This window comes from Hydrocoleum sp. CS-953 (assembly GCF_002260545.1).
Classification (GTDB): domain Bacteria; phylum Cyanobacteriota; class Cyanobacteriia; order Cyanobacteriales; family Microcoleaceae; genus Trichodesmium.
This window is the reverse complement of sequence record NZ_LGSU01001251.1, coordinates 1-8,596: the sequence shown is the minus strand read 5'-3', so window position 1 is coordinate 8,596 and position 8,596 is coordinate 1. Positions and strand designations below refer to the sequence as shown.

Genomic DNA, 8,596 nt, shown 5'->3' with positions numbered 1-8,596 from the left:
TCATAATTATAATTATTGGTAGAGTATAGTAATCCTCAATGATTTGGTGTGAAAAAGAACTGTAGGGGTTTGGTCTCCAAACCCAAGCTAAAACATGATTTGGAGACTAAAACCCTATGATAAAATGTTAGGATATATTTATAATTACTATATATGTAGGGTAGGACAAGAAGGCAAGATTTATCATTACTCTAGATAGTTCAAAATTTGCCGAAAAATTATTGAATTCAGATAAAATTATATGTCAAATCTCACAGTTAAAGACTTGGAAATATTGCAAGGTAATCTTAATCAAGCAGGTTTAGATTATCAACTAGAATTAGACGAAGGAAAGATATTAGTTATCGTGAAGTTGGTGTTGAGTTAATTAGGTTATTAGGTAATTGGGTTTATCCACGTCGTCTGGGACGTTTGTTTGATTCTAGTGGTGCTTTTATTCTTCCTGATACTAATCTTAAAGTTCCTGATGTTTCTTTTGTTCGTGCCTAACCTCTCAAAAAAAGTATTCGTTATTTTGGGGAATTAGTGCCAGACTTAGTAGTAGAAATTAAATCTCAAAGTTGATAGAATAAAACCTTTAAAAGAGAAAATAAAGAAGTATTTAGAATTAGGAGTGCAAGTAGGAATTTTGATAGATCCAGACGAGGAAATAGTTGTTGTTTATCGCTCCAATGCTGAAGAAATTGAGTTGAGAAATGGAGATAAGTTGACTATTCCTGAAATATTTGGGGAGTGGGAATTATCTATTGTTGAACTTTGGCCGCCTGTGTTTGATGATGAAGAATAAACTATCTTTAATTTGAAGTGGTAAATTAATAAACTATCTTGATTTTAGGTGGTAAATTAGTAACTAAAAAAAATGCCCAGAAAACCTTGAAACTTTAAAGCTGGATATTCTTAATTAGATTACTACTCAATGTAATAATCGCGAGTTTAAATTTTATGGCATCCGGTTTGTTTGCAGTTGAGTAATACTCTGGAAAAATTTACTCAGAAATATAGCGCTACCTACAAGGCAAAAGTCACTCATACAAAAGTCAAAAATAATCTATGACTAAGTTTGAGAATTTATAAATGTCCTAACCTTTGCTTCGATTGCTATACAAAGGACTTTCTCCCAAGTATTAAGTCTAAACAAAAAACCCCCAGAAAGTGTCATTGGGATGGTAAACTTCTAGGGGATTATTCTTCACATTTAGGGGGGAAAAGCGCTCCAAGAAAAAATACTCCTTGTGCCAATTATCGGAAAACTAAGAACTAGCACAGGTTGTCGATTAATTTGTGTAAGCTAATAGAGCGCTTTGGGTAGAGGAGAAAGATTTTAGATATTTTAAGTTCTAATCTATGATAAACTTTGGTGTTTCCTGAATGGATAAGGGAGAAGGATATTGAGGATTTTGGTTGGTTAGGTTTAGTCCCCGTCAAGATAGACTACACCTGCATATCCAGCCAACGAGGCCGCACCCGAAGCCCCACCCGTCACTTTCTCCAGTTCGTTGTCATCCAAACAAACAAACATCTCGTTGTTTTGCTTACCCGCTTGTTTTGTAGTTGGTTGAGTAGAGTTTTGATTGGTTGAGTTAGGAAAATTGCTTTGCTTTTTGTTTGAGATTGGTTCCATTTTTTTCTTTCCGTAATACCAACAAGAATTACTTATGCAATTTCCACCTATCATTCTCATTTTTCCGGAAACTACCGACAAGAATTACTTCTTAATCTTTATGGTAGGCTTAGGGATAGGGAGTGTAACTTGCACATCTACATCTACAGGACTCGTCTGCGCAGGACTCGTCTGCGTCTAAACCCTATCACTGTCTAGAAAAACAACTCCAACATATCCACACCCACCCGTCACTTTCTCCAGTTCATTGTCATCCAAACAAACAAACATCTCCCTGTTTTGCTTACCCGCTTGTTTTGTAGTTGGTTGAGTAGAGTTTTGATTGGTTGAGTTAGAAAAATTGCTTTGCTTTTTGTTTAAGATTGGTTCCATTTTTTTCTTTCCGTAATACCCACAAGAATTACTTATGCAATTTCCACCTACCATTCTCATCTTTCCGGAAACTACTGACAAGAATTACTTCTTAATCTTTTGAGATTACTAAATTTTGACTTGATGAGGGGAGGAGGTAATTGCTAAAGTTACAAAGCATTCAAACAAATCTTACCTTTAACTTTTGACGCTTATTTTCTTCTGCCTTCCAATACACCTTCCCTTCATTAACCACAATAAAAACNATCTTTTGAGATTACTAAATTTTGACTTGATGAGGGGAGGAGGTAATTGCTAAAGTTACAAAGCATTCAAACAAATCTTACCTTTAACTTTTGACGCTTATTTTCTTCTGCCTTCCAATACACCTTCCCTTCATTAACCACAATAAAAACCTTCTCCTCCTATATATATATTCCCCCATCCCCTCCTTTTCTCGACTTCCTTCCTCAAAACTTAGAAACATTCAACTGCCGTAACATTACCATTTTCTTCTGATGATGTGCCTGCATCCGCTGCAATACATCACACAAAAATTGCATCGCCTTATCAATATATGGCCCCTTATTCAACATCACACATTCTGCTCGACTACCCATTGCTGCATCCGTAACCTCTGCACGAGAAGCCATACCACCTTTTGCCAAAGACTCCAAAACCTGAGTTGCCCAAATCACAGGTACATGAGCAGCTTCACATAACCACAATATTTCTTCCTGCACTTCCGACAAACGTTCAAACCCAACCTCCACACCCAAGTCACCCCGCGCCACCATAACTGCTATCCGTGGATGACGTAAAGCAGTTAACAATAATCTTGGCAGTTGATTAAAAGCTTTTTGATTCTCAATTTTCAGAATAATTCCTAATTCCCCAGTGTTGAGTTTTTCCAACTCTCCAATTAACTGCTCAATATCTGTAGGATGCTGCACAAAAGAAATAGCTACCATATCGCCATGTTGGGCAACAAATTCTAAATCTTGCAAATCCTTTTTTGTCAATGCTGGCAATTTCAAATCTGTATCTGGCAAGTTAATACCCTTTTCACTCTTAAGTTTAGCTTTACCATCCTTCGCAGAATTAATTTCTACATGAAATTCCTCTGCTTCGACATGGCGAATTACTCCAGCAATAACACCATCATCAAAGAAAACTCTTTCCCCAATTCGCACATCTCGGAAAACTTCTGGCATATCACATCCTACTCTTGCAGGTTTATTTTTACTAGATGGTTTACTGAGAATATCACCCTGTTTCACTACCAAAGTATCTCCTTGAGAAAGGGAAAAATGTTTACCTTCAATTTTGCCAGTTCTTAATTTTGGACCTGCCAAGTCAAAGGAAATGCGACATGACTTCCCTAAATCTTTTTCCGCTTGGCGCAAATGTTGAATCATTTTTGTCCATACTTCCTGGTTATCATGGGCACAGTTAATCCGCATGATATTCATATCTTTGGCTAATAGTTTATGAATTATCTGAGGGTCATCAGCAGCTGCACTTGGCATTGTCACCATGATACGAGCATTTCTAAGTTCTGGTTTAGGTCCTAATATCTCCAGAGTATGTTCTGTGAGAATGGCGTTTCCTAATTCGTGGGTTATAGATAATTCTGCTTGTAGCTCTGATGGAATGGAACGATTATCTATTCTATGGAGTGCCTCTAAAACTGCATGAAGTGAGGCCATAACATGAGCTTCCATCCGACCGAGGGAACTTAACCCCAAGATACTAAGGTCATATTGTAAATCTCGGATATCATGGCGACGTACTGCTAAGTAATGAATCAGGTTTTGGGCACTTTTGCAGTTATTGGGATAAATTTTTTCTAGGTTTTCGGCTTCTTGTATTTCCAGGGCGATCGCTTCTGACCATAGTTTTTGTATTGCTTGGAGCGATCGCTCAATTCTTTCTATACGAATAGTAGAAGCATCCTGTTGAGGTATTTCTAGTTTCATCTTTTTATATAAAATTCTTGATACCTTCCTTATATCAAAATCTACTTCTGAGATTCTCTTCACAAAGTTAAGTTTGTTTTAGATTAAATAGATATATAGTCCCCGCCTCTTTTGTCTGAGATGGAAAAGCAGTGGGTAGAAAATGTATTGGGTGATCATTGATATTTGTTGGGGGTAAATACAGAAAGCGAAAACTTGTATAAAGTTCCTCAATCTTACTCATAAATCTAAGCTATAAAACTAAAATGAGTAAGTTTGTTCAGTTCTCTGTGCCATTGAGTCCCTATCAGCTACAATTAAGGTATGAAGCTAGTTGAACGTCATGTCATCACTAAAAATCATCCTTTTTGGTCTGAAATTGACCACAAGGCTTTTTTGTCTAAAAATCTGTTTAATTTAGCCAACTACTATTATCGTCAATATTTCTTTAAATATCAAAAGAAATTAAATTTTACTGAACTGTATCACCTGGTATCTAAAAGTTCCGATTATCAAGCTTTACCTACCAAGGTAAGTAAGCAAATTATTAGAAGATTAGATCAAAGTTGGACTGGTTATTTTTCAGCTTTAAAAGAGTGGAAAAAACAGCCAAATAAATTTTTAGGAAAACCGAAAATTCCCAAATATAAACATAAGACATGCATGCCGAAACATTCTGCCCTATCCAGATGAATCAATTTACAAAAAAGCCTTAACAAAAGGAATTTGTCATCTGTCGATGAGTCAAATAAAAATTCCCACTTCACAGATAGAAATAAGAGAGGCAAGAATCGTTCCCAAAAGTAGCTGTTACATAATAGAAATAGTCTATGAAAAATCGGAGGAAACTACAAAAAATCAACAAGTAGCAGGAGTAGATTTAGGAGTAAATAACTTAATGGCTGTAACGACAAATCAAACAGGAATAGCACCTCTTTTGATTAAAGGCAGACCATTAAAAGCAATAAATACCTTTTATAATAAACAGCGGTCTTATTTACAATCTGAATTAAAAAATAACCACAATCAAAGCCATTCTCGGAAGTTAAAAAAATTAACTCACAAACGAAATTGTCGAGTAGAAAATTATCTCCATACAGCCAGTAAAAGAGTAATAGATTGGTGCATTAAGCATGAAATAGGAATCTTAATTATCGGGCATAACCAGACCTGGAAACAAGAAATAAAATTAGGAAAAAAGAACAATCAACAATTTGTGAACATCCCTCATTATAGGTTGATAGAGATGTTAAAATATAAAGCCCAACTAAGAGGAATAAAAGTAATAATTACAGAAGAATCTTATACATCTCAATCAAGCTGTTTAGATAGGGATAATTTACCAAAATATGGAGAGAAAAAACCAGAATTTAGTGGAAAAAGAGTAACAAGAGGGTTATATAAAACCAGGGAAAATAAATCATTAAATGCAGATGTAAATGGGTCATTGAATATAATTAAAAAAGTAATTCCTGATGTCTTTGACCAAGGAATAAAGGGTTTGCCGTTTAACCCTGTAGCGATCGATCCACTACGAACAACTAAGTTTTCAGATTTTTGAGTAAGTTTGAGTTTAGTTGAGCGGTGCAATGAATAATGGATAATGAAAACTATATCTAATTATCCATTGGTGAAGAGGATTGAATCAAGTACGGAAATCTAATGAATTGATAATGGATAATGAATAATGGATAATTATTTATTAATTGATAATGATTGGAGAGTACAAAGTTATTCTAAGAAAATGATTGCTTTTAAGACTGAAAGTCCTACTGGAAAATGCTTACAGCACCTAAATTTCTGAATAGTAAAGTTTCTAACCTTTAGATAACTGAAAGTCTTAGCTAGCAATAGTTATTCCTATAACTTTACACTGTCTAGATAATGAATTAATTATCAATTATCCATTGATAAGGAGAGGCTTTAAACCTCTAGGGATTAATTATTAATTATCCATTTTTGTGTTAAAAATTTTGAGGATATAAATATGCGTGTTTGCGTTATTGGTACTGGTTACGTTGGCTTAGTTACAGGAGTTTGTCTTTCTCATACAGGACATCATGTTATTTGCATAGATAATAACGAAGAAAAAGTCAAGTTGTTAAAATCAGGACAGTCTCCAATTTACGAACCGGGTTTGTCTGAACTAATGCAAAGTAGCACTAAAGACGGGTTGCTAGAGTTTACATCTGACTTAAAAGCAGGAGTCAATCATGGTGATATTTTATTTATCGCTGTTGGTACTCCTCCACTACCTACAGGGGAAAGTGATACTCGTTATGTGGAAGCGGTGGCAAAGGGTATAGGCGCTCATTTGACTACAGGTTACAAAGTGATTGTTAATAAATCAACTGTACCTATTGGATCTGGTGACTGGGTACGGAGGATCGTTTTAGATGGGGTTGAGGAACGTAAAAAAGAAGAAGGGGGAACTGGTACAGATATTGAAGCAGAATTTGATGTAGTTAGTAACCCAGAGTTTTTGCGTGAAGGTTCTGCCATCTTTGATACTTTTAACCCAGACAGAATTGTGTTGGGAAGTAATAGTCAAAAGGCGTTAGATATGATGCAGGAGCTTTATGCACCTTTAGTCGAACGCAAGTATGGTGACGACCAGTCTCTACCACCAGTGCCAGTGGTAATTACAGATTTGAACTCGGCAGAGATGATTAAATATGCTGCTAATTCTTTCTTAGCAACTAAGATTAGTTTTGTGAATGAGGTTGCTAATATTTGCGATCGCGTGGGTGCAGATGTAGTTCAGGTTGCTAAGGGTATTGGGTTAGACTCTCGCATTGGTAATAAGTTTTTACAAGCTGGTATTGGTTGGGGTGGCTCCTGTTTCCCGAAAGATGTTTCTGCTTTAGTTCATACTGCTGATGACTATGGTTGTCAAGCAAACTTATTAAAAGCAGCAGTTGAGGTGAATAAGCATCAACGGATGATAGCGGTGGACAAGTTGCAGCAGTCTTTGAAAATTCTTAAGGGTAAAACTATTGGGTTATTAGGTTTGACGTTTAAGCCTGATACTGATGATATGCGGGATGCACCTTCTCTAGATTTGATTCAAGAGTTGAACAGGTTGGGTGNGCTAAGGGCATTGGGCTTGACTCTCGCATTGGTCATAAGTTTTTACAAGCTGGAATTGGTTGGGGTGGCACCTGATTCACGGAAGATGTTTCTTCTTTAGTTCCTACTGCCGATGACTATGGTTGTCAAGCAAACTTATTAAAAGCAGCAGTTGAGGTGAATAAGCATCAACGGATGATAGCGGTGGACAAGTTGCAGCAGTCTTTGAAAATTCTTAAGGGTAAAACTATTGGGTTATTAGGTTTGACGTTTAAGCCTGATACTGATGATATGCGGGATGCACCTTCTCTAGATTTGATTCAAGAGTTGAACAGGTTGGGTGCTAAGGTGAAAGCTTATGACCCAATCATTTCTCAGTCTGGTATGCGTCATGGTTTAACAGGTGTAGTAGTTGAGACTGACCCTGAAAGACTTGCTGATGGTTGTGATGCTTTGGTGTTGGTGACAGACTGGAAACAGTTTGAGAAATTAGACTATGGCAAGATGGCAAAGTCGATGGAGCATAATTTGTTTGTTGATGGTCGTAATTTCTGCGATCGCAAAGAGTTAGAAGCTGCTGGTTTTCAGTATGTAGGGATAGGTCATTAAAAATCTTTTAGCAGTTAGCTTTTAATTTGAAAAATCATGTAGGGACGCTCCATAGAACGTCCCTACTGTTTGATATAAAATCCGGTTATATCATGTCCGGATAAGAGCGTGATAGAACTCCGTTCCGCTTACGCGACCAAAAAAACTTTCTCATGCATATACTTTTTTTATCCCCTCTTCCCTCTTCCCTCCTGTACGGGCGTTAACGATAGTTATGCGAAGCTAACGGCCGTTTCGCTGCGCGACATGAAACGCCCCTACGACTCCTGNTATATAGTAATCGTAAAATTACTTCCTCTTAATACAGGTTTTCTATTGAATACTAAATTGAAAAATTCATACTATTCAAATTGTTTCTTTCTCCTGAATTATGAATTCTGACTCCTGACTCCTGACTCCTAAGCAATACGATAACTAATTACCCGGATCATATATGACACCATATAGAAATTTGATAAATCTTTTCTATTCAGAAGTTAAAACAATTCCGATAACGAGCCTTATTTACTAAGACCTTATCCATTGCTTCATTAATTTGAGAAATAGGCATAGTTTCAATCATTGGCTTAATCTGATGAATGGCTGCAAACTCCAACATTTCTGTCATAAAACGCCGTCCACCAACTACACTACCCACAACAGCTTTTTGATCGAAAACTAAAGGTAATAAAGGTATATTTAACATCATGTCCGTTTATATCGTTTGTGTAAACCCAAGCGTAAATATTTACAGGAAATTTAAGTTTTTTTCTTGCTTGATATTAGAGCTGATTTATAAAGAGAATCTAAAGAAAGTTTTTTCAAATGAATAATGGTGTTACTATTAATTATAGTTAAGCCAAACTATGACTAATGAGCCGTCTACCTGCGATCGCAAATCCTCAACGTCAACCATACTCAAGTGACCTGAGTGATGTAGAATGGGAAATACTTAAGCCTTTAGTACCTCAACCTAAGGGATTTGGCCATCCTCTAGAAGTGGATTTCA

The 8,596-nt window shown here is 36.4% G+C and carries 6 protein-coding genes and 3 pseudogenes; 5 read left to right on the top strand and 4 right to left on the bottom strand.

Going from position 1 to position 8,596, the window contains the following annotated elements:
• Nucleotides 1–241: 241 nt before the first annotated feature.
• Nucleotides 242–787 (top strand): annotated as a pseudogene (locus tag AFK68_RS21605) (Uma2 family endonuclease).
• Nucleotides 788–1,411: 624 nt separating this feature from the next.
• On the opposite strand, the gene AFK68_RS21600 reads toward AFK68_RS21605, so the two are convergent.
• The 3 genes from AFK68_RS21600 to AFK68_RS21590 form a co-directional block, all read right to left on the bottom strand.
• Entirely contained in the window at nt 1,412–1,621 is a 210-nt protein-coding gene (locus tag AFK68_RS21600) for a hypothetical protein (protein ID WP_143438122.1), read from the bottom strand.
• A gap of 177 nt (nt 1,622–1,798) precedes the next feature.
• Nucleotides 1,799–1,993: a hypothetical protein gene (locus AFK68_RS21595; protein ID WP_143438121.1), complete on the bottom strand. Its 195-nt coding sequence runs from the start codon at nt 1,991–1,993 to the stop codon at nt 1,799–1,801.
• A gap of 449 nt (nt 1,994–2,442) precedes the next feature.
• Nucleotides 2,443–3,951 (bottom strand): pyruvate kinase, encoded by a 1,509-nt coding sequence (locus AFK68_RS21590; RefSeq protein WP_094674967.1) that lies wholly within the window; start codon nt 3,949–3,951, stop codon nt 2,443–2,445.
• A 303-nt stretch (nt 3,952–4,254) separates the two neighbouring features.
• Between AFK68_RS21590 and AFK68_RS42250 the strand changes: the two genes are divergently transcribed.
• The 4 genes and pseudogenes from AFK68_RS42250 to AFK68_RS21575 form a co-directional block, all read left to right on the top strand.
• Nucleotides 4,255–4,623 carry a transposase gene (locus AFK68_RS42250; RefSeq protein ID WP_246844336.1) on the top strand — a complete coding sequence of 123 codons (369 nt, stop codon included), beginning with the start codon at nt 4,255–4,257 and terminating at the stop codon, nt 4,621–4,623.
• A gap of 46 nt (nt 4,624–4,669) precedes the next feature.
• Nucleotides 4,670–5,491, top strand: coding sequence for a transposase (locus AFK68_RS21585; RefSeq protein WP_246844335.1), 822 nt, complete (start codon nt 4,670–4,672; stop codon nt 5,489–5,491).
• Between the two features lie 426 nt (nt 5,492–5,917).
• A pseudogene (locus AFK68_RS21580) lies at nt 5,918–7,019 on the top strand (UDP-glucose/GDP-mannose dehydrogenase family protein); the annotation flags it as partial.
• 1 nt (nt 7,020) lies between these two features.
• Nucleotides 7,021–7,608 (top strand): annotated as a pseudogene (locus AFK68_RS21575) (UDP binding domain-containing protein); the annotation flags it as partial.
• 469 nt (nt 7,609–8,077) lie between these two features.
• Here the strand turns inward: AFK68_RS21575 and AFK68_RS21570 are convergent.
• A complete protein-coding gene (locus AFK68_RS21570) occupies nt 8,078–8,296 on the bottom strand; it encodes a hypothetical protein (RefSeq protein WP_246844334.1) in 219 nt (72 codons plus the stop codon).
• Between the last annotated feature and the right edge of the window lie 300 nt (nt 8,297–8,596).